Origin of the sequence: Micromonospora sp. NPDC048170 (genome assembly GCF_040652795.1) — a bacterium.
GTDB lineage: Bacteria > Actinomycetota > Actinomycetes > Mycobacteriales > Micromonosporaceae > Micromonospora.
Genome location: NZ_JBEZMR010000001.1, coordinates 687,716 through 705,630, shown reverse-complemented (window position 1 = coordinate 705,630; position 17,915 = coordinate 687,716). Strand labels below are relative to the sequence as shown.

Below are 17,915 nucleotides of genomic sequence, written 5' to 3'. Positions count from 1 at the left end.
AAACGACCATGCCCCTCACCGCTGACGATCTGTCCACCTTCACCACCAAGGGAATGGTCGTCAAACGCAACTTCGTTCCGGCGCACTTGATCGACTGCGCGACGGCGCTGGTAACCGACTGGTACCGCACCGACTTAGATCAACGCCGGCTCGCCGAGTTCACGCAGCGGACCTTCGCCCCGCACCTTAGCGACCATCGGGACTTGCGCGCGCTGTTTGCTCAGTCCGGTGTGGCCGGGCTCGCAGGCGAACTCCTCGGCGACGTGGCACCGGTGACCACTACGCAGATCCAGATCCGCGTTCCGGAACGCGACCTCGGCCAGGCACAACCCGAAAAGGCCATGCACGTGGACGGCGTCGCTTGCCCACACCTTGACCCCGCCGAACTGCGCACCTTCTCGCTTCTCGTGGGTGTCGTGCTTTCCGACATCAGCGACCCGGCCGGTGGCGCCCTGCGTTACGTCATCGGCGGACACCTGCGGATGGCGAAGTGGTTCCGGACCCAATGGTCGCTGGGCGTCACCGCCCAAGTGCCCCCGCACATCGATGCCGAGCAGGGTACCCCGCTACTCGGCGAGCCGGGTGATGTACTGCTGATGCACCACTTAGTCCCCCACGCCGTTGGCCGGAACTTGACCGCTGCGCCGCGGATCATGGCCTATTTCCGCGTATCCCACGTCAACCATGCTAGCCACCGTCTCGCCGCGCTTCGCGACCCGTGGCTGGACTTCCCGCCACTCGCCGAACGAGTGCGATAGCCGATCCCGACACCCATGGACCATCTGTTGGCGCGCCTCAGGTGGCCGCCGGCCTCTGCCGGCGCGATCGTGCATTCGCCTCCGGTCCCGGCTCGGCGTGTCCCAGGCCAGTACGCCTATGCCCCGACTGGCCGGCGCGACGCCGTTCGGCAGAACCAGATTGGTGCAAAGCAAAGCAGCATGTCACCCCGAGGCTTGAAGGGCTGATGTCGTGAAATTGATCCGACCCGACGAACTCCCGCTGGCGATTGAAGCACTCGAAGCTGGCGAACTTGTCATTGTCCCAACTCGACGTTGGTACATGATTTGCGCCAACGCGCGCGACCACGACGCCTGCGCGCGCATCTACGCTGGCAAGGGCCGACCACGAGCGAAGTCGTTGGCCTACATACTGCCATCGCTCGTCGCAGCCGACGAGCTGTTCATTATGACGCCGGCCGCGATCCAACTCGCCACGGCCTTCTGGCCCGGAGACTTGGCCATGATCCTCCGTTGGCGAGACTCGGAATGCGCTGAGCAGCACCAGCCCGTCGGCGTGCCTAACGCTCTCGTGACCCTCGACCCTGGCGTGCTCGGTCAACTTGCCGGACGAAGCCGCGTTCCCATCGCCGCCACGACGGCCAACCTTTCCGACCCGACCAAGACGTTAGGCCCAGCGATCACCGCAGCGGAGGTTGAAGGGTTTGTAGCGGAGTCCGAGCTCAGCGTCGCGTATTGCATCGACAGTGGCATCAGCCCACTGGGCAATCACCTAACTATCGTCGACTGCACCGAACCGCAGGCGAAGATCACGAGATCGGGGGTTGTCCACGACCGCGCCGTCAATACAGCCATCGCGGCTGCTTCTTGAAACCTGCCTCATGTCAAGAAGTGAGCAGATTCGCGCGGCTTCTGAGGAGCCACACGTTCGGGGCGAGGAAACGCATGGACGCCACTGACCAGAGCTCCGGCTGGCGGTCCTCACCGACGCTGACAACACGCAGGCCGCAGTCGTCGCGCTGCTGGCCGAGGTCGCGAAGTACGGCCCCGCGCAGGTGCGTCCCCGGCCAGGACTCATCAAAGCCATTCGCCCGCCCGCCTCGACCCGGGAGTTCCAGCATGCGCAGCCATGACCTCACGCTCGGACGGATGATCGGCGTCACCTTCGATCATGGCGAGGACTTTTTCGCCGCCCTCGCCGACGCCTGTCGCGTCAACGGCATCCGGCACGGCTACATCCCTGTCTTCATCGCCGGGTTCGGCACGGTCGAGATCGTCGGCACCTGCCAGCGTCTGGACGACCCCCAAGCCCCGGTCTGGGACCGGGTGCACCTGACCAACGTTGAAGCGTTCGGTGGCGGCACTATCGCCTACGACGACGCCCACGACCGGATCGCGCCCCACATCCACGTCAGCGTCGGACTCAAGGAGCACAGCGCGACCGGCCACACCAGTCACCTGCTCGCCGCGACGATCCAGTTCCTCACCGAAATGCTGATCATCGAGGTCGCTGCGCCCGTCATGCGTCGTATCCCCGAGGCGAGCCTCTACGACGTGCCGCTGTTGCATATCGGCGACAACTGAGAGGCCAGTGGTATCCACGCCTGCCACCAGAGGTGGAATCTGGACCGGAAGCCGCTCAAGCGACTTGTTCGCATCGCGGTGGCTGTCTGCGGTGCCGACCGCCTCGCCGGTGTCTGGTGGCCTCGCGAGGAGCCCGGTAGGTTCAGGCATCGAGCACTTTCATTACCGTCGATTGGGGCGCCGGCCACGTGTCGCAGATCGAGAAGATCACCGGTGAGCTCCGCGCGTTGATGACCGGGGTCGAACGCGCGCAGGGGTTGGCAGCCGCCGCTGACAGTCAGGCGCAGGAGGTGGCGTTGCGGGCCGCGGGCGCGGGCTTCGTGGCCGTGGCGGCGGGTGTGGCGCGGGTGCGCAACGCGATCACGAGCATCCAGGGCGGCCTGGGAAGTCTCGCCGGTTCGATCGGTGAAGCGACGAAGGCCACCGCGGCGGTCCCGAACGAGGCCACCCCGCAGGAGACGATCGCCGGGCTGGCGCCCGTGCAGAGCGCCGTGGACGCCGCTCGTGACGCGGCGACCGGGGCCATCACCGGAGTCGGTGAGGCGCAGCAACTCGTCGCCATGGTCCTGCAGGGCGGGCAGCCCGGGCCGCTGCTGCAGGCCCTGGAGGCCATCAAGCAGGTCCTGGTGCTGGTCGTTCAGCGCACCGGCGGGACCCGGCAGGCCGTTGAGGCGGCGATCGCGCAGGCCCGGCAGTTGGGGTCGTCGGGAAACTGACAGGGGCTGGCGGTCATCCACCGGCCAGCCCTACCCCTTCCGAGCACGGTGACCCGCCGTCGACACCTCATGCCGCCGGCGACGCCACATCCGCTGACCACGGCCACGGCACGCCCTGGACCAGACAGCCAACCGGAGCCCCGGGCGGGACGCCGACCGGTCCGAGAACCAGAATTCCACCCCGGTTGGACGACGAAGGGCGGCGTCCGTTGGAGCTCGAGAACGAATGCGCCGATATAGTCGCCAGCAAGAGCTACCGGGTCCACCAGAACCCCACCAGGCAGGAGATCGCCGACGCCCGGCTCCGTACCGGCGACTCGGGCAACCCGAACAAAGACCCGGATTACCTGATCGAGGGTCATGTGTTCGACTGCTATTCGCCCACTCTCGGCAAGCCGGTGCGGGGCGTCTGGAGCGAGGTCCGCGCCAAGGTCGACAAGGAGCAGACCCAACGTGTGGTGCTGAACCTGCACGACTGGCACGGAGACCTCGCGGCCCTGCGGAGGCAGTTCGACACCTGGCCCGTCGAGAGGCTGAAAGAACTCGTCGCGGTAACGCCGAGCGGCGCGATCGTGCAGATCGTCCGTCGAGACTGAGGAGAGGCGCAGAGATGGCTGTCGAGTTCAGGTTGACCCTGGCGGGTGACCTGCCCCTGGACCACGTGGCTGATCTCGTGGCGGTGGACGCCGCCGAGAAGCCCAGGCCGAGCGGCACCAACCCGCGGCTGTTCAGTGCTCGCCTCTACGACACCCGCGGGTACGCGCTGACCGTCTCTTCAGGGAGCCAGGGTTATTTCGATGCCGAGGCCGACGACGGTGCCCGCTGGGAGTGGGAGCCGGAGACGTACGTCGACATCGACTTCTCCATGCGGGCAGACGACGTGGTCGACAAGGGCATCCCGAACATGATGAAGGCCGTGGCCCGGGTGTTGGCCGCCCGGCAGGAGGACGCGGCGCTGGTCCAGAACGGAAACTGGCTCCTGCTGACCCGTGTCGGGGGCGAACTCCGCAGACACCGGCCTACCTGGTGGAGCCACTACGGCATAGGCGACCTCATCATCACCCAATGAACCAGCCGAGCGCGGGTGACCCGCTGACGAACGACGCGGCTTCGACCCGTCGTCCGTGGGCGACGTCGACGTCGTCTTCCTCGACCCGACGGACCTGACCGCGACAACGACGACCAGCCATCGCGCGGCTGATCGCGACCTGGCCGGAATCCCCCGTGGGAGGCGGCGCCCAGCCGGGGGAGCGGGCAGCCCCACATGATCTTCGATGATGTGCGCGGTGTGTGCTCTCCAGCGGATGCCAACCCGGGTGAACCGGTGCCAACACGGGTCACCGTGGCCGACCGCCGGTCGCAACCCGGGGTTCGCGTGCTCGGGGTGTGCTCCTGGGCTGCGACAACACGGGTCCGGGGAACGTGGGTGAACGTGGGGCACTCCCTGCCACCCCAGGTGAACCCCCAGGTCGCTAGACTAGGCGCTCGCGCCCTCGTAGCTCAGGGGATAGAGCATCGGTTTCCTAAACCGTGTGTCGCAGGTTCGAATCCTGCCGGGGGCACCTCGAAGAGCAGCCAGAAAGCCGCCTGAGCTGGTAATGCGCACAGCTCTCGATTGGCCGGCGTGTGCGGCCGTAGGCCACCGGAAGCGGGCCGTTTGTCGCAGGTTGCGGAAGATGCACGGAATGATCTTGAGGCTGTCTGCCCAGGTCGATGGGATGCCGGGGGCAAGATCCGGGATGGCGACCTTTATGCGGGCCAGTCCATGCCGGTCAACGCCCAGACTGACGAACTGACCACCCCAGCCTCGCTCGACGAATCCGAGCCAGCATGCAGGCCCGAAGTCAGGCCCGTCCCGCCTACCTCGAAGAGGACGACACGCCTGCCGCCGCCTGAGACGCGGGAGTCGGCTCACACACGTCCGGAACGGCCGGCTGCCGGCATGCCCAGTCCAGGCGATAGGTGCCCGAATACCCTGGCGCTGGCATCTTTCGCAGTGGTGCTTGCGGTACACCCCACGCTGACGGGCCGCCGGTTCAGGTCACCAGCCTGGCGATGGCGCTCCCTGCCGGCGGGCGGCCTCGACCAGCCGCACCAGGTACGCCGCCGCCGTCTTGACCTGCCTGGTGTCGCCGGGCAGGATCAGGCTGCCCACGTGGGCACCCCAACCGGGCGAGACGTTGTACTTTGTGCCGTTGATCGTCAGCGCGACGGCTTGGCCCCTCGTGAAGCGGACCGGCGCGACCGTGATGGCGGCCAGCGGTGCGTGGTCAATCAGTTGCCGGTTGCTTCCCAGCAGGCGGAGCACGCCCTGCTCGACAACCACGTAACCGTGTTGGGCCAATGGGAGCAGCCCTCGCCCGATTTGCACCTGATCGAAGAGGATGGGTTCGTTCGTCGTCACCGTACTGCGCCCCCTCGGAAGGTCCACGGCACCGGCAATACTTGCGATCTTGCCTCATCTTCACAACGGTGCCACCTGACGCAGGCGTTGCCGCCAGCCGAAGCATCTGGTGAGACGCGAGTGTCAAGCATCTCCCGTGACAACACGCCGGTTGCGTCCACGGAAGCGGTGTTCGACTTGCCCGTGATAGGCGTGTTGCGTAGATAGGAGACGGTCCTCGCGTGATCCTTCAAGACGACCAAGTCAGAGAAGGAAGAGGACCGCGAGGCCCGGAGCCGCAGGGAACCTCAGGCGCTTCACGCGCGTCGGTAAGGGCATGAAGCTGCGCGCCGCGATCGTGCTGGCCCTGATTACCCTCAGCCTCGGCGTCGTCGTGCTGGGTTCACCGGTGGAGCCCGCCTGGGCCTGCTCGTGCGCCTTCGGCCCCGCCGAGCAGGACGAGCGGGCCGACGTCATCGTCGTCGGCGCGGTCACCGAGGTGACGGACTCGGCGGTCCGACTCGCCGTCGAGTCGGTCGAGAAGGGCAGTGTCGGGCGAGAGGCCACGCTCAGGCTGCGAGTGAGCCGCGTCGAGGAAAGTTGCGGCTATGCCTTTCAAACCGGCACCCGGTACCGGGTGAATTCCATCAACGGAACCACCGGGTTGTGCACCGGGGTCCGCGAGTTGCCGGCAACGGCGTCCGCGCCCGCAGCGGCGCCGACGCTTGTCACGGCCGCACCCGAGCCCGCGCGGGTGCCGGGCTGGTGGCTGGTGGCGAGTGCGACGTTGACAGTGCTTGTCGCCGGACTGGTGGCCGCGGCCCTGCGGCGGCGTCGGGCCGGCTAGTCAGGGCGCGCCGCCCAGCCGGACCTCGCGACCAAACGCCACGATGCCCGTTGCGATGCGGGGGGAGGTGATCAGGTGGCTGGTGTCCGTCGCCCGTTACGCGGCGGACGCCGCCGGGGGCGCCATCGCGATCGACCGGTACGACCCGTTGAGGTACAGCAGCGGTGCCTTGGCGGGGTGCAGGGCGCCGTAGGACACCGCCTCCCCGATGACCACCGAGTGGTCGCCCTGGTCGGAGAGGTCGCGTACCCGGCAGTCGAAGTAGGCCAGGCCCTCGCTGAACACGAGGCAGCCCGTGGCCGGCGCCCGGTGCACCCGGACGCCGGCGAACGCCGCCGCGCCGGAGGGGCGCCGGGCGTCGGCGAACCAACGGGCGGCGTCCCGCTGGTCCGCCGCCAGCACGGTGACCGCGAAGATGCCGGAGTCGCGGATCTGGGTGAGCAGTCGACTCCGGTGCTTCAGGCAGGTCAGGACCAGGGTGGGGTGCAGCGAGACGGTGGTGAACGAGTTGACCGTCATCGCCAGCGGGATGTCGTCGTACACGCTGCTGACGATGCCGACGCCGGTGGCGAACGCACCAGCGGTACGACGGAACTCCACTGCCCGGTCCTGGCTCGTCATGGTGTCAGTCCTGACCCCAGACCAGGCAGAACGGGTGCCCCGCCGGGTCGGCGTAGACCCGGAAGCCGTGGTTGCGGCTCCCGCCGCCGCGCAGCCGGGTCGCCCCGAGCCGGAGCACCGCCTGCTCGGCCTCCTGGATGTCGTCCACCTCCACGTCGAGGTGGGCCTGTTGGGGGAAGGTCGGATCCGGCCACTGCGGCGGCTGGTAGTCGGGGACGCTCTGGAAGCAGAGGCGGGGATGCCCGTCCGAGCCCTTCAGCGTGACCCAGTACCCGTCGCTGTCGGCCCACTCCAGGCTGGTCAGCTCGATGTAGAACTCCGCCAACTTCTCGGCGTCCGGACAGTCCAGCACCACCGAGTGCAGTCGACCGATCATCCGACCTCTCCCGTCATCACCATGGCGCGATGACCGGTGCCCCCGGTCACCGTGTCAGTGAAGGTACTCGCCGAAGGTGGTGAAGTAGTCGACGGCGCGCACGGGTGGCCCGGTCTCGGTGCGGACCTGGAGCAGCACCACCCCGCGGTCGTCGCCGTCGCCCGGCCCACCGCTGGCGACGACCACCCCGCCGTAGTCGGCCTTGACGATCCGGCCGGGGGTGCCGCCGTGCGCCCGGGTCGGCCGGGTGGCGGCCTTGACCCAGAGCCGTAGGCCGCGGTGCGTCGTCCACGCGTTGACGAACGGGTCCGACTGGCCGCGCACCAGGTTGCAGATCGTGGTGGCGCTGTCCCGCCAGTCGATCCGGGTGTCCTCGACACCGATCCGGTGGTAGAACGACGCCCCCTCGGGCGGCTGTGGCTCGCCCCGGTGCCCCTCGGCGACCCGCTCCAACGCCTCCAGCGTGACCGGCACGTACTCCGCGAGGAGCCGCTCCAGGATCTGCCCGGCGGTGTCGTGCGGACCGATCTTCACGCGGGCCTGGATGATCGTCGGCCCGGTGTCCAGCTCCTCCGCCATGTAGTGCACGGTGAGGCCGGTCTCCTCCTCGCCGTTGCGGATCGCCCAGTTGACCGCGCCGAACCCGGCGTACGCGGGCAGCAGCGCGTCGTGCGTGTTGACCGCGCCGCGTTCCGGGATCCGCAGGACCTCCGGCGGCACCCGGGTCCGCCAGTTCGTGGAGACGATGACCTCCGGCGCGAGCTCGCGCAGCTGTTCGTGCAGGTCGGGCTCGCGGGCGGTGGCCGAGTGCCGCACGGGCAGCCCCAGTTCCGCCGCGGCCAGCTCGACGTCCGGTTCGCCGAGGCCGCTGAACTCGGCCCGGTGGGTCAGCACCAGCAGCACCTCGTGGTGCGGCGCGATGCCCCGCAACACGGTCGCGCCCAACTGGCCGTACCCGAAGAAGACGATCCTCACTGCTGTGCCGCTCCGTTCGTCAGCCCGGCGCGGAACCGGACGGTGTTGACCCGCAGCCAGCCGGAGGAGTCCCGCTGGTCGAACACGTCGTCCGCCTCGAAGGTGGCGAACGCGGTGTCGTAGCGGCTGTGCGGGGAGCGGCGGCCGATGACCTGGACCGTGCCCCGGTGCACCCGCAGGATCGCGTCGCCGGTGACGTTCTGCTGGCTGAAGTCGATGGCGATCTGCAACATGAGCCGCTCCGGGGCGAACCACAGGCCACGGTAGACGAGGGCGGTGTACTTCGGCATCAGCTCCTCCTTGAGCTGCGCCACCTCCGGGTCGAGCACCAGCGACTCCACCGCCCGGTGGGCGTGCCAGAGCAGGCTGCCCGACGGGGCCTCGTAGATGTTGCGGGTCTTCATGCCGAAGATCCGGTTCTCCACGATGTCCAGCCGGCCGATCCCGTGCCGGCGGCCGATCTCGTCGAGCGCCTCCAGCACGGCGCTGGCTGACAGGGGCGTCCCGTTGACGCCGACCGGGTTGCCACCCTGGAAGTGGATCTCGACGGTCTCGGGCTCGTCGGGGGTGTCGGCGAGGTCGCGCACCCGGAAAAGCAGCCCCTCCGGCGCGGGCTGCGCCGGGTCCTCCAGGGCCTCACCCTTGTACGAGGTGTGCAGCAGGTTGCTGTCGATCGAGTACGGCCGTTCGCCGCTGCTCAGGTCCAGCTCGATGCCGTGCCTGCCGGCGTAGGCGAGCAGGTCGCTGCGGGAGGCCAGGTCCCACTCCCGCCACGGGCTGATCACCGTGAGGTCGGGACGTAGCGCGGCGAAGGTCATCTCGAAGCGGATCTGGTCGTTGCCCTTGCCGGTCGCCCCGTGCGCCACGGCGTCGGCGCCGACCTCCTCGGCCACCCGCACCTGCGCCGCGGCGATCAGCGGCCGGCCGATGGAGGACCCCATCAGGTACTGCCCCTCGTAGAGGGCGTTGGCCCGGTACATGGGGAACGCGTAGTCCCGGGCGAACTCCTCCCGCAGGTCGACCACCCGCACCTCGTCGGCGCCGAGCTTCTCGGCCTTGCGGGCGGCGGTGTCCAGCTCCTCGCCCTGCCCCAGGTCGGCGATGAACGCGGTCAGCCGGCAGCGGTACCGCTCCTTGAGCCATACGAGGGCCACCGAGGTGTCGAGCCCGCCGGAGAAGGCGAGCACGATGTGCTGGGGGGCGATGTTGTTCCGAGTCGACATGGCGGTCACACCTCTCCGGCGGGCACGGTCGCCCACAGCTGGTCCATGGTTTCGTGGGTGAAGTCGCGGGTCAGGTCGGACGTCGAGGCGTACCCCATGTTAATGATCTTGCGGCGGCCCTGGTGGACCGGGGCGACCCGGTGCAGCGTGGTGTTGGTCCGCATCAGGTACAGATCACCGGGGAACAGTTCCATCGAGTAGATCGGACGGCTGACCAGCGCCCGGTTGATCTCCGGACGCTGCTTGTTCCAGGTGGTGCCGGCCACGCACTGGACGAAACCGCCGTGCTCCACCGGCGGGCACTCGACCACCCAGACCAGCGCGAAGGCGAAGTCGTCCCAGTGCCAGCCGTGGGTGTCGCCGTCCTTCTCCAGGCAGGTGATGACGAACTGCTCCGGCTCGTACGGGCACGGGTGCACCGCTTCGCCGGCCACCTCCGACAGCACCCGCAGTATCGGCTCGGCGGTGTAGATCTGGTTGATGACGGTGCCCAGCTCGGCGATCTCGGCCCGGGTCACGTTGCGCATCCGGCGCGGCGTGTAGTCGGTCTCCGCGAAACGCAGGTCCCGTCGCGTGCCGGCCTTCTCGATTAGCTCGTTGACCTCGTCGGCGACCGCCGTCTTGACGCTGTCGGGGGCGACGAAGGAGACCTTCGCATGCCCCAGGTAGGAGAAGTCACGGCGGGCCGTGGCGATGTCGTCCGGCGCGACGTCGCGCTCCACGTGCTCCCGTAGATCCTCGTACAAGACTCTCGAGTCGAACACGGATTCCTCCTTGGTTAACCTCGCGCCGCCGCGACGCGTGCGAAATCGATGACGGCCGCCGCTACCTGCGCCACGGCGGCGGAATGCAACACTCCGAAATGGTCGGTCCCGATCCGTTGCGACCGGGCCGCCCCGACCCGGGCCGCCCACTGGGCGAGCTGCGGGTCGAGCAGGTCCGCGCCGATCACCAGCGCGGGAGTGTCTACCGGGCCGTCGTGCACGTATTCGGCACTGGCCCGGAGATGGCGCTCGTAGCTGTGCCAGCGGGGCGCCAGCAGCGCCGTCGGCACGGGCTGCCCGACGGCGGCCAGGCAGGCCGCGAGCGCGCCGACGGCCAGCCGCCCGTCGAAGCCGGCCGGCTCCGTACCGCCCGTCACCCTTGGCCTCGGGGCGTCCGGCTCCAGGTCGAGAGCCCGGTGGATGTTCTCGGTGAAGGTGTCGAAGCGTTGCCGGACACCGTCGGCCGGCAGTTCGTACCCGACCGGCGGGGCGGAGTCCAGCAGCACCAGCGCGGACCGTCGTCCGACCTGGTCGGCGGCCATCTGGTAGGCGACCTGACCGCCGAACGACCATCCGCCGAGCAGGTCCGGGACCAGGCCCGCCGCGTCCAGGTCGGCCCGGTACCGGCGGGCCAGCGCCGGCACCGTCGGCAGTTCCGCACCGTCGCGGGAGGCGGTCACCCGCCAGTGCTCCGGCAACTCCGCCAGCAGGTCCTGGTAGTCCTGCGGACTGCCGCCGGCGCCGTGCACGAGGTGCAGGTGCGGCCCCGTACCGTCCCGCAGCCGCACCAGCGTCGACTCCGCCGGCGCCGGCTGCGGCCCGTTGCCCAGCAGGGCGGCCAACCGGCGGGGGGTCGGCTCGCCCAGCCACCGCACCACGTCCACCGCCGGTCGCCCGTCGGCGGCCAGCGCGTCCACGAGCCGGAGGGCACTCAGCGAGTTGCCGCCGGCGGCGAAGAAGTCGACGTCAGGCCCGGGCGGCGGGCCGCCGAGCACGTCGGTCCAGGCGGCGACGACGTGCCGCCAGTCCGCCGACTCGGGCGGCGGGCCGGTTGTTCGGTCGTGGTCGACGACGGCCGGGGCCACGCGGCCGGTACGGGCACGGGTGGCGACGACGAACGAGCCGACCGTGCGCTGCGGCTCGGCGCCGCCGTCGGCCAGCACGGCGTCCAGGTCGTGCAGCAGGGCCAGCACGCTGCTCTCCCGGTACCGCCCGGTGTGGTACTCGATCTCGGCGAGGTAGCCGCCGTCGGCCTCCCAGGCGGACATCGCCAGGTCGGCGCGGGCGGCCCGGTTCGGGCTGGGCAGCAGCGTCGCCGGCACCGCGCCGAGCCGCAGATCGGTGCCGATCGGGCCGAGATAGCTCAGCAGCAGCGGCGCGGGGGCCCGGACGGGGACAAGGACGCCGGCACCGCCGACGACGGCGGGGACCTGCCGGAGGCGGCGACCACCGGCGGCTCCCGGTGAGCACGGGCGGCCTCCCGGTGGGCGGGGACGCCCGGACCCTCTTCCAGGGCTTCACCGACACGGTCCGCCGGCATCCCGACGCCCCGGCCCTGCGCGTCGCCGGGCACGAGCTCGACTACGCCGAACTCCTGGACCGGGTCGAGCGTCTGGCCACCCGGCTGGCCGGCCCGCACGGCCGCCCGCCCCGGGTCGTCGGGCTCTGCGCGTCGCGCAGCCTGGCGGCGTACGTCGGCTATCTCGCCGCGCTGCGGCTGGCCGCGACCGTCGTGCCGCTCAGCCCCGACGCGCCGGCGGAACGGATCCGGCGCACCTGTGCCCACGCCGGGGTGGACGCCCTGCTCGCCGACGACGCGGGCCGGCGGGTGGCCGACGAGGCGGCCGGCCCGGTCGGCGTCCTGCACCTGCCGGACACCCCGGACGACCGCTGGTACGACGTGCCGGCCGAGCGGTGGACGGGCGCCTACACCGGCGGCCCCGCCGGGGTCACGGCTGTCGCAGACCTTCGAGTTGACCTTCGACCCGTCGGTGTTCGACATGTTCGTCGCCTGGCTGTCGGGGGCGCTGCTGGTGGTCCCCGGAACGATGCCGGAGGAACCTCTCTGCGCCGCCCTCGACCCGCCACCTGCCCCGCCAGCTGCCGGTGCGCCGAGCCGGACGGCTACGAGCGGGCGGACCCCTGCCGGGGCCGGGGCGACGACGGGGGCGTGTCGGCAGTACGCCTCATCGCGGCGGCGCGACCCGGGGTGTAGCCGTACTCGCGGGCGAATGCGGAGATGAAGGCCGACGGGCTGGCGTATCCGATGCGACGGGCGACCTCGCCGACCGGTCGGGTCTCCAGCAGCGCCAGCGACGCGCGCAGGCGCAACCTCGTCCGCCACTGCGAGTACGACATGCCGAACTCGCGGGCGAAGTCGCGTTGCAGCGTCTTGACGCTGACGTGCAGGCGTTCGGCCCACTCGGCGAGGCCGGTGGTGTCGCCGGGGTCGTGCGCCAGCGCCGTGGCGACCGCCACCGCGACGCCCTGCCCGCCGGCCGGCCGGTCGTCGGTCGGCTTGGACCGGGGGTCGAGCCCGGCCATGATGCGGCGGCGGGCCTCGGGCGCGTCGCGTTCGTCGTACCCCCGGTCGGTGAGCGCGAGGACGAGCCGGGCCGCCTCGGCGTCGATGGCGGCGATGCCGGCCCGCAACCCGTTCAGGGCGGCGGGCACCTCGCGCAGGCAGATCCGGTAGACGGACTGCCGGTCCGCCGCGTGCACCTCGTGGGTGACCGCCCGGTGGACCCAGAAGACCTCGTCCGGGCCGACGAAGGTGGTGTGCCGGCCGTGGCGGGCGGAGAGCAGGCCGTCGGGCGACCAGTAGAGCTGGTGCAGGAAGTCCTGCCGGTTCTCGCCGAACGCCAGGCGGGTCACCGACCGGTACCGCAGGACGAGGATGCCGTCGGGGTGGCCGAGGCCGTAGCCGAACTCGTCGCAGCTGACGGGATCCGCCGTGATCGGGTCGCTGACCATCACGCTCTGACCTCTCCCCGACATGGGTTGACCTCTCACCGACATTCCGGACGCGAAAGTAAGGCTAACCTAACCTTTGCAGCCCAGCGGGGTTGCCACCCCCTGAAGCCCCTCGAAGGAACTGGTAGATGTCCGTACGACAGCACCGGCGTCTGACCGTTGCCGCAGCAGCCCTGGCCCTCGCCGTGCTGACCGGCTGCGGCTCGGACGGCGCCGAATCAGCCACGACGACCGACGGTGGGTCCGGCACCCGCGTCTTCGCCGCCGACAACGGCGAGATCAGCATTCCGGTCGACCCGAAGCGCGTCGTCGCCACCGGCTACGCGGTGCCGGTCCTCATCGAGGCGGACGCCGCACTGGTGGGGATCTCGACGTGGAAGCGCGGCCTGGCGATGATGACCGAGCAGGACCGTGCCACCTACGACCGGCTGCCCAAGGTCGCCGGCGAGGCGGCTGCCGAGACCAACTACGAGGCCATCGCCGCCGCGAAGCCGGACCTCATCGTGATCGCCGTGCCGAAGCCGGCCCTCGGCGACATCGACATGAAGCGGCTCGAGAGCCTCGCGCCCGTCGTCGCGATCGGACCGACGGTTCCGGACGCCTGGCGCGAGCTGTCCCGTCGCCAGTCCGACGCCGCCGGTCGCGCCGGGAACTTCCAGGCGGCCAAGGACGCGTACGAGAAGAAGGCGGGGGAGCTCAAGGCCAGGTACGCCACCGCGCTCGCCGGTCTGAAGTTCGGGCACGTGGGCGCCTACGGCGAGATCGCCAAGGGCACGTTCCAGCGCGAGTTCGCCAACTCGTGGGGCACCAACATCGCCCAGTACGTCGGTGTGACCTACTACGGCGAGGTCAAGGAGAAGGGTGGCGGCGGTCGCGACGTCAGCGAGTACCCAGCGATCGAGGAGCTGCCGGAGAGCCTCGGCGAGGCCGACGCCATCACGTACACGCTTCAGCCCGACGGCACGCCGGCCGAGGCGGTGAAGCAGGTGCTCGACTCCGCGCTGTGGAAGAATCTGCCCGCGGTCAAGGCCGGCCGGGTGTTCCCGCTGCGGTACACGGAGGCGGCGACGTACGAGTCGGCCCTCAAGACCCTCGACTCGATCGACAAGGCGTTCGCGCCGCTGCTCGCCCGATGAGCGTCGACCGGCACGACCCTGCCGGCCGGGTCGCCGCCCACCACCGCGCCGGCAGCGGTACGGCCCGGATCGGCTACCCGATCGGGGTACGGCGGGTCCGGATCATCGCCCGCCAGCAGCTCACCCCGCGCATGCTGCGACTGACCCTCGGCGGCCCGGCCCTCGCCGGGTTCCACACCTACCAGGCCGACGACCATGTCATGATCGTCTTTCCCGATCCGGACGGCACCCGTCGCGACCCCGTTCCGAACGCGCAGCAGATGCTCGACTGGCCGAAGCCGCTGCCCACCGGCCGCAAGTACACCATCCGCCGGTACGACGCCGCCGCCGGTGAGCTCGACCTGGACTTCGTGCTGCACGACGGCGGCGTCGCCTCGACCTGGGCGGCCTCGGCGTCGGTCGGCGACGAGGTGACGATCGCCGGCCCGCCCGGGGCGAAGGCGTTCCCCCACAACTACGACCACTACGTCTTCGCGGTCGACGGCACCGCGCTGCCGGCGGCCGGCCGGTGGCTGGCGGAAGCCCCGGCCGACGTGTCCGCCCACGTCGTCGTCGAGGTCGACGACGCCGCCGAACAGGGCTACCCGCTGGCGCGGCGGGACGGGGTGACGGTGACCTGGCTGGTACGCGAGGGCAACCGGTCGGCGCTGGCGGAGACGGTACGGTCGCTGCGGCTGCCGGGCGGGCGGACGTTCCTCTTCGCCGCCGGCGAGGCGACCGACATCAAGCCGCTGCGCGCCTGGAGTCAGGACCACGTCGACTCGTTGATCACCGGTTACTGGAAACGCGGGATCGCCGGGCTTGATGACTGACCTGTACCGCCGGGTGCCCCTCCTGCTCGGTTCCGTCGCGCTGCTCGTCGTCGCGGCGGGCGCGAGCATGGCGGTGGGCGCCCGGCCCGTCGCGGCGATCGAGGTCTGGCGGGCTCTCACGGATTTCGCGGGGACCGCCGACCACCTCGTCGTACGCGACATCCGGCTGCCCCGCACGATCGTCGGCGTCTGCGTCGGCGCCGCCCTCGGCGCGGCCGGCGTGCTCATCCAGACGCTGACCCGCAACCCGCTGGCCGAGCCCGGCATCCTCGGGGTGACCGCCGGGGCCGGCTTCGCGATCAACCTGGGTGTCCTGGCGGGCGTCGCCGGATCGCAGGCCGGTCAGCTCGGCCTCGCGGTGGTCGGCGCCGCCCTCGCCGCGGTCGTGGTCTACACCGTCGGACGGGTCTCGCCCCTGCGGCTGGTCCTGGCCGGTGTCGCGCTGGGCTGGGTCCTGATGGGCGTCTCGCTCGGCCTGCGGCTGACCTTTCCCGACGTCTTCGACCGGTACCGGTTCTGGTCGGTGGGGGCGCTCGCCGGCACCGAGCAGACCCCGCTGGCCGTGCCCGTGCTGGTGACCGTGGTCGCCCTGGCCGCCGCGCTGGCCGCGACCCGGCCGCTGAACGCGCTGGCTCTCGGCGAGGACGTCGCCCACGCGCTCGGTGCCCACGTCACCCGGATCCGGATCACCGTCCTGGTGCTGGTCACCGTGCTCACTGGCGTCGCCACCGCCGTCGCCGGGCCGATCGCCTTCGTCGGTCTCATGGTGCCGCACCTGGCGCGGCGGCTGGCGGTCGACTCGATTCCGTGGATCATGGCGTACTCGATGCTGCTCGGGCCGATCCTGCTGCTCGTCGCCGACATCGGCTCGCGGGTCCTGCTGCCCACCGGCGAGGTCCCGGTCGCGATCGTCACGGCGTTCCTGGGCGGCCCCGTGCTGATCTGGGCCGTCCGCCGCTACGGGGCGGCGGCGCTGTGAGCACGCTGACGCTGCGCGCGGGGCCGGTCGTGGTCGAGGTCGAACGGCGTACGGCCGTCGTGTCGTCGGTGCTCGTCGCGGTCGCGGCGGGCCTCGCCCTGCTGGGCCTCTGCCACGGGCAGGACTGGGCCACCCCGGCGGAGGTGTTCACCGCCCTGACCCGGGGCGGCGAGTCGGCCTTCGTGATCAGGGAGTGGCGGTTGCCCCGGGTGACGGCCGCGCTGGTCTTCGGCGCCTCCCTGGGGCTCGCCGGGGCGATCTTCCAGAACCTGACCCGCAACGCGCTGGGCAGCCCCGACGTCATCGGCCTCGACGCGGGCGCGTACACGGGCGCGCTGGTGGCGATCACGGTGCTGAACGGCACCGCCGGGCAGCTCGCGGCGGGCTCGGTGGCGGGCGGGCTGCTGGCCGCCACGGCCATCTACCTGCTGTCGCTGGACTCGGGGCTCAGCGGGCTGCGGCTGATCGTCGTCGGCATCGCCGTCAACGCGATGCTGACCGCGCTCAACTCGTGGATCGTGCTGCGGGCCGAGATCGACGTGGCGCTCGCCGCCACCGGCTGGAACGCCGGCTCGCTCAACGGCGTCGACTGGGCCGAGGTCCGGCTGCCGTTCGCCGCCATCGGCCTGTTCGTGCTGCTGCTCGTCGCGATCTCCCACGCCATGCACCAGGCGGCGCTGGGCGACGATATCGCCCGCACCAGCGGCGTACGCCTGGGCCGGCTCCGGCTGTTGATGGTCCTGGCCGGCGTGGGCTGCACCGCCACCGTGACCGCGGTCGCCGGCCCGGTCGTGTTCATCGCCCTCGCCGCGCCCCAGATCGGCCGGCGGCTGGCGCGGGCCGCGGGCGTGCCCCTGGTGCCGGCGGCCCTGACCGGCGCGGTGCTGCTGCTGGCCGCCGATCTCGTCGCGCAACTGCTGCTGGCGCCGGTCGCGCTGCCGGTCGGCGTGGTCACCACGGCCATCGGCGGCTGCTATCTCATCTGGTTGCTGAGCATGGAGGTGAAACGACGGTGAGCAGCCGCCTGACCGCGGAGGACGTCACGCTCGGCTACGGCGAGCGGGTGGTGTCGACGCGGGTGAGCCTGGCCGTCCCGGACGGCGCGTTCACGGCCATCGTCGGGCCCAACGCGTGCGGGAAGTCGACGTTGCTGAAGGCGTTCGTCCGGCTGCTCACGCCGTCGTCGGGAGCGGTCCGCCTCGACGGCCGGGACGTCGCCGACCACCGGCCGAAGCGGTTCGCCCGGCAGGTCGGGTTCCTGCCCCAGGGCCTGGTCGCCCCGGAGAACATCGTCGTCCGGCGGCTCGTCGCCCGGGGGCGTTACCCGCACCAGTCCCTGCTCGGCACGGGGTCGGCCGCCGACGAGGAGGCGGTCCGCTCGGCCATGGCGGTGGCGGGTGTCGCGGACCTGGCCGACCGGCCCGTCGAGGAGCTGTCCGGGGGGCAGCGCCAGCGGGTCTGGATCGCGATGGTGCTGGCGCAGGAGACGCCGTACCTGCTGCTCGACGAGCCCACCACGTTCCTCGACATCACCCACCAGTACGAGCTGCTGGCGCTCTTCGCGCGGCTGCGCGACGAGGGCCGCACGGTCGTCGCGGTCCTGCACGACATCAACCAGGCGTGCCGCTTCGCCGATCATCTCGTGGCGATGAAGGACGGCAGGGTCGTCGCGCAGGGGCCGCCGGCCGACGTGGTGGACGCGGAGCTCATGGGGGAGGTCTTCGGCCTGCCGAGCGTCGTGATGCCGAACCCGGTCACCGGCACCCCGATGGTGGTGCCGACCGTCTGA

21 protein-coding genes and 1 tRNA gene are annotated in these 17,915 nt (G+C 70.8%); 14 read left to right on the top strand and 8 right to left on the bottom strand.

Features of this window, described 5'->3' with window-relative positions:
- Positions 1–8: 8 nt before the first annotated feature.
- The 7 genes from AB0D32_RS03185 (at position 9) to AB0D32_RS03155 (ending at position 4,599) form a co-directional block, all read left to right on the top strand.
- Positions 9–758 carry a phytanoyl-CoA dioxygenase family protein gene (locus AB0D32_RS03185; RefSeq protein ID WP_357083979.1) on the top strand — a complete coding sequence of 250 codons (750 nt, stop codon included), beginning with the start codon at positions 9–11 and terminating at the stop codon, positions 756–758.
- Between the two features lie 211 nt (positions 759–969).
- Complete coding sequence (locus tag AB0D32_RS03180; protein WP_357083976.1) at positions 970–1,608, top strand: Sua5/YciO/YrdC/YwlC family protein; 639 nt, start codon at positions 970–972, stop codon at positions 1,606–1,608.
- 248 nt (positions 1,609–1,856) lie between these two features.
- Positions 1,857–2,321, top strand: a complete 465-nt coding sequence (locus AB0D32_RS03175; RefSeq protein ID WP_357083973.1) for a DUF296 domain-containing protein — start codon at positions 1,857–1,859, stop codon at positions 2,319–2,321.
- Between the two features lie 188 nt (positions 2,322–2,509).
- Positions 2,510–3,037 carry a DUF6244 family protein gene (locus tag AB0D32_RS03170; protein WP_357083970.1) on the top strand — a complete coding sequence of 176 codons (528 nt, stop codon included), beginning with the start codon at positions 2,510–2,512 and terminating at the stop codon, positions 3,035–3,037.
- A 185-nt stretch (positions 3,038–3,222) separates the two neighbouring features.
- Complete coding sequence (locus AB0D32_RS03165) at positions 3,223–3,633, top strand: hypothetical protein (protein ID WP_357083967.1); 411 nt, start codon at positions 3,223–3,225, stop codon at positions 3,631–3,633.
- Positions 3,634–3,647: 14 nt separating this feature from the next.
- Complete coding sequence (locus AB0D32_RS03160; protein ID WP_357083964.1) at positions 3,648–4,106, top strand: SitI3 family protein; 459 nt, start codon at positions 3,648–3,650, stop codon at positions 4,104–4,106.
- Positions 4,107–4,526: 420 nt separating this feature from the next.
- A tRNA-Arg gene (locus tag AB0D32_RS03155) sits at positions 4,527–4,599 on the top strand.
- 479 nt (positions 4,600–5,078) lie between these two features.
- On the opposite strand, the gene AB0D32_RS03150 is transcribed toward AB0D32_RS03155, so the two are convergent.
- Complete coding sequence (locus tag AB0D32_RS03150; protein WP_357083961.1) at positions 5,079–5,441, bottom strand: hypothetical protein; 363 nt, start codon at positions 5,439–5,441, stop codon at positions 5,079–5,081.
- Positions 5,442–5,757: 316 nt separating this feature from the next.
- Between AB0D32_RS03150 and AB0D32_RS03145 the strand changes: the two genes are divergently transcribed.
- Positions 5,758–6,267: a hypothetical protein gene (locus AB0D32_RS03145; protein ID WP_357083958.1), complete on the top strand. Its 510-nt coding sequence runs from the start codon at positions 5,758–5,760 to the stop codon at positions 6,265–6,267.
- Between the two features lie 96 nt (positions 6,268–6,363).
- On the opposite strand, the gene AB0D32_RS03140 is transcribed toward AB0D32_RS03145, so the two are convergent.
- The 6 genes from AB0D32_RS03140 to AB0D32_RS03115 are packed head-to-tail and all read right to left on the bottom strand — an operon-like array spanning position 6,364 to position 11,548.
- A complete protein-coding gene (locus AB0D32_RS03140) occupies positions 6,364–6,888 on the bottom strand; it encodes a flavin reductase family protein (RefSeq protein ID WP_357083955.1) in 525 nt (174 codons plus the stop codon).
- 4 nt (positions 6,889–6,892) lie between these two features.
- Entirely contained in the window at positions 6,893–7,264 is a 372-nt protein-coding gene (locus tag AB0D32_RS03135; protein WP_357083952.1) for a VOC family protein, read from the bottom strand.
- A gap of 54 nt (positions 7,265–7,318) precedes the next feature.
- Complete coding sequence (locus tag AB0D32_RS03130) at positions 7,319–8,239, bottom strand: methionyl-tRNA formyltransferase (RefSeq protein WP_357083949.1); 921 nt, start codon at positions 8,237–8,239, stop codon at positions 7,319–7,321.
- Complete coding sequence (locus AB0D32_RS03125) at positions 8,236–9,462, bottom strand: argininosuccinate synthase (RefSeq protein ID WP_357083946.1); 1,227 nt, start codon at positions 9,460–9,462, stop codon at positions 8,236–8,238. Before AB0D32_RS03125 ends, AB0D32_RS03130 begins: the two co-directional genes overlap by 4 nt.
- A gap of 5 nt (positions 9,463–9,467) precedes the next feature.
- The gene (locus AB0D32_RS03120; RefSeq protein WP_357083943.1) at positions 9,468–10,226 is read right to left on the bottom strand and encodes a hypothetical protein; all 759 of its coding nucleotides are present in this window, start codon (positions 10,224–10,226) and stop codon (positions 9,468–9,470) included.
- 14 nt (positions 10,227–10,240) lie between these two features.
- Positions 10,241–11,548, bottom strand: coding sequence for a thioesterase domain-containing protein (locus AB0D32_RS03115; RefSeq protein ID WP_357083940.1), 1,308 nt, complete (start codon positions 11,546–11,548; stop codon positions 10,241–10,243).
- Positions 11,549–11,688: 140 nt separating this feature from the next.
- Here AB0D32_RS03115 and AB0D32_RS03110 point away from each other — a divergent pair, with 140 nt between their 5' ends.
- The gene (locus tag AB0D32_RS03110; RefSeq protein WP_357083938.1) at positions 11,689–12,441 is read left to right on the top strand and encodes an AMP-binding protein; all 753 of its coding nucleotides are present in this window, start codon (positions 11,689–11,691) and stop codon (positions 12,439–12,441) included.
- On the opposite strand, the gene AB0D32_RS03105 is transcribed toward AB0D32_RS03110, so the two are convergent.
- Entirely contained in the window at positions 12,351–13,223 is an 873-nt protein-coding gene (locus AB0D32_RS03105) for a helix-turn-helix transcriptional regulator (RefSeq protein ID WP_357083935.1), read from the bottom strand. The two genes, AB0D32_RS03110 and AB0D32_RS03105, sit on opposite strands and share 91 nt — an antisense overlap.
- Positions 13,224–13,327: 104 nt before the next feature.
- On the opposite strand from AB0D32_RS03105, the gene AB0D32_RS03100 reads away from it, so the two are divergent.
- From AB0D32_RS03100 to AB0D32_RS03080, 5 genes are read left to right on the top strand one after another with little or no spacing between them, the layout of a single operon-like run.
- Positions 13,328–14,335, top strand: a complete 1,008-nt coding sequence (locus AB0D32_RS03100) for an ABC transporter substrate-binding protein (RefSeq protein WP_357083932.1) — start codon at positions 13,328–13,330, stop codon at positions 14,333–14,335.
- Positions 14,332–15,147, top strand: a complete 816-nt coding sequence (locus tag AB0D32_RS03095; RefSeq protein WP_357083929.1) for a siderophore-interacting protein — start codon at positions 14,332–14,334, stop codon at positions 15,145–15,147. The genes AB0D32_RS03100 and AB0D32_RS03095 overlap by 4 nt, the downstream gene beginning before the upstream one ends.
- Positions 15,140–16,126, top strand: a complete 987-nt coding sequence (locus tag AB0D32_RS03090; RefSeq protein ID WP_357083926.1) for an iron chelate uptake ABC transporter family permease subunit — start codon at positions 15,140–15,142, stop codon at positions 16,124–16,126. Before AB0D32_RS03095 ends, AB0D32_RS03090 begins: the two co-directional genes overlap by 8 nt.
- Positions 16,123–17,142 carry an iron chelate uptake ABC transporter family permease subunit gene (locus AB0D32_RS03085; RefSeq protein WP_357083923.1) on the top strand — a complete coding sequence of 340 codons (1,020 nt, stop codon included), beginning with the start codon at positions 16,123–16,125 and terminating at the stop codon, positions 17,140–17,142. Before AB0D32_RS03090 ends, AB0D32_RS03085 begins: the two co-directional genes overlap by 4 nt.
- Complete coding sequence (locus tag AB0D32_RS03080; protein WP_357083920.1) at positions 17,139–17,915, top strand: ABC transporter ATP-binding protein; 777 nt, start codon at positions 17,139–17,141, stop codon at positions 17,913–17,915. Before AB0D32_RS03085 ends, AB0D32_RS03080 begins: the two co-directional genes overlap by 4 nt.

Excerpts from the sequence above, each read along its gene's own strand:
- AB0D32_RS03185 (WP_357083979.1), top strand. The coding sequence starts at position 9 with ATGCCCCTCACCGCTGACGATCTGTCCACCTTCACCACCAAGGGAATG.
- AB0D32_RS03175 (WP_357083973.1), top strand. The coding sequence starts at position 1,857 with ATGCGCAGCCATGACCTCACGCTCGGACGGATGATCGGCGTCACCTTC.
- AB0D32_RS03160 (WP_357083964.1), top strand. The coding sequence starts at position 3,648 with ATGGCTGTCGAGTTCAGGTTGACCCTGGCGGGTGACCTGCCCCTGGAC.
- AB0D32_RS03145 (WP_357083958.1), top strand. The coding sequence starts at position 5,758 with ATGAAGCTGCGCGCCGCGATCGTGCTGGCCCTGATTACCCTCAGCCTC.
- AB0D32_RS03140 (WP_357083955.1), bottom strand. The coding sequence starts at position 6,888 with ATGACGAGCCAGGACCGGGCAGTGGAGTTCCGTCGTACCGCTGGTGCG.
- AB0D32_RS03135 (WP_357083952.1), bottom strand. The coding sequence starts at position 7,264 with ATGATCGGTCGACTGCACTCGGTGGTGCTGGACTGTCCGGACGCCGAG.
- AB0D32_RS03125 (WP_357083946.1), bottom strand. The coding sequence starts at position 9,462 with ATGTCGACTCGGAACAACATCGCCCCCCAGCACATCGTGCTCGCCTTC.
- AB0D32_RS03105 (WP_357083935.1), bottom strand. The coding sequence starts at position 13,223 with ATGTCGGGGAGAGGTCAGAGCGTGATGGTCAGCGACCCGATCACGGCG.
- AB0D32_RS03100 (WP_357083932.1), top strand. The coding sequence starts at position 13,328 with ATGTCCGTACGACAGCACCGGCGTCTGACCGTTGCCGCAGCAGCCCTG.
- AB0D32_RS03095 (WP_357083929.1), top strand. The coding sequence starts at position 14,332 with ATGAGCGTCGACCGGCACGACCCTGCCGGCCGGGTCGCCGCCCACCAC.
- AB0D32_RS03090 (WP_357083926.1), top strand. The coding sequence starts at position 15,140 with ATGACTGACCTGTACCGCCGGGTGCCCCTCCTGCTCGGTTCCGTCGCG.